The sequence below is a fragment of the Gilliamella sp. wkB171 genome (assembly GCF_001693755.1).
Classification (GTDB): domain Bacteria; phylum Pseudomonadota; class Gammaproteobacteria; order Enterobacterales; family Orbaceae; genus Gilliamella; species Gilliamella apicola_F.
The window spans coordinates 1-1,817 of sequence record NZ_LYST01000059.1; the positions used below are offsets into that span (position 1 = coordinate 1).

Sequence of the window (1,817 nt, forward strand, 5' to 3'; positions counted from 1 at the left end):
CTTTAAAAAAAGGTGATTGAGCTTGCTTGGTAGGATAGCCAAACCATTTCCAGTTAGTTCGATAAGTAACGAATGTACTATCATAATGAGTTAACTTAGTTTTAGCCCACTTAGGTGGGCTAATGCATTTTATGCTAACTGACTTATTCCGGTTTGTTCAGTTTAATTTTGACTTTAAGAATACGATTGACTTTCTACTTTAGTAGTTTCAATAGCTTTAAAAAAAGGTGATTGAGCTTGCTTGGTAGGATAGCCAAACCATTTCCAGTTAGTTCGATAAGTAACGAATGTACTATCATAATGAGTTAACTTAGTTTTAGCCCACTTAGGTGGGCTAATGCATTTTATGCTAACTGACTTATTCCGGTTTGTTCAGTTTAATTTTGACTTTAAGAATACGATTGACTTTCTACTTTAGTAGTTTCAATAACTTTAAAAAAAGGTGATTGAGCTTGCTTGGTAGGATAGCCAAACCATTTCCAGTTAGTTCGATAAGTAACGAATGTACTATCATAATGAGTTAACTTAGTTTTAGCCCACTTAGGTGGGCTAATGCATTTTATGCTAACTGACTTATTCCGGTTTGTTCAGTTTAATTTTGACTTTAAGAATACGATTGACTTTCTACTTTAGTAGTTTCAATAACTTTAAAAAAAGGTGATTGAGCTTGCTTGGTAGGATAGCCAAACCATTTCCAGTTAGTTCGATAAGTAACGAATGTACTATCATAATGAGTTAACTTAGTTTTAGCCCACTTAGGTGGGCTAATGCATTTTATGCTAACTGACTTATTCCGGTTTGTTCAGTTTAATTTTGACTTTAAGAATACGATTGACTTTCTACTTTAGTAGTTTCAATAACTTTAAAAAAAGGTGATTGAGCTTGCTTGGTAGGATAGCCAAACCATTTCCAGTTAGTTCGATAAGTAACGAATGTACTATCATAATGAGTTAACTTAGTTTTAGCCCACTTAGGTGGGCTAATGCATTTTATGCTAACTGACTTATTCCGGTTTGTTCAGTTTAATTTTGACTTTAAGAATACGATTGACTTTCTACTTTAGTAGTTTCAATAACTTTAAAAAAAGGTGATTGAGCTTGCTTGGTAGGATAGCCAAACCATTTCCAGTTAGTTCGATAAGTAACGAATGTACTATCATAATGAGTTAACTTAGTTTTAGCCCACTTAGGTGGGCTAATGCATTTTATGCTAACTGACTTATTCCGGTTTGTTCAGTTTAATTTTGACTTTAAGAATACGATTGACTTTCTACTTTAGTAGTTTCAATAACTTTAAAAAAAGGTGATTGAGCTTGCTTGGTAGGATAGCCAAACCATTTCCAGTTAGTTCGATAAGTAACGAATGTACTATCATAATGAGTTAACTTAGTTTTAGCCCACTTAGGTGGGCTAATGCATTTTATGCTAACTGACTTATTCTGGTTTGTTTAGTTTAATTTTGACTTTAAGAATACGATGACTTTCTACTTCGGCAATTTCAAATTGATAATCACCAATTTGGATGGTATCGCCAACATTAAGTAAATGCTGCGCTTTTTCCATCAAAAGTCCCGCTAAGGTATGATATTCTCTTTTATCATCAATAGGGATTGGGACAAACCTGATCAATTCTTCAACAGGAATATAACCATTAGCTATCCAACTATTATCCTCTAAGCATTGAATATCATGTTTGGCGTCGATTTCCTCTTCTTCGGTTGGAAAGTCCCCCGCGATGGTTTCAATGATATCTGTGACAGTTACAACACCTTGCATTGAACCAAATTCGTCAACCACAAAGGCAAAATGGGTTTTAGC

The 1,817-nt window shown here is 34.2% G+C and carries 1 protein-coding gene; it reads right to left on the minus strand.

Features of this window, described 5'->3' with window-relative positions; translation table 11 throughout:
• Positions 1-1,433 precede the first annotated feature (1,433 nt).
• Positions 1,434-1,817 (minus strand): transporter associated domain-containing protein (locus tag A9G03_RS12255; protein WP_065799361.1); only part of this gene is annotated, 384 nt, incomplete at its 5' end.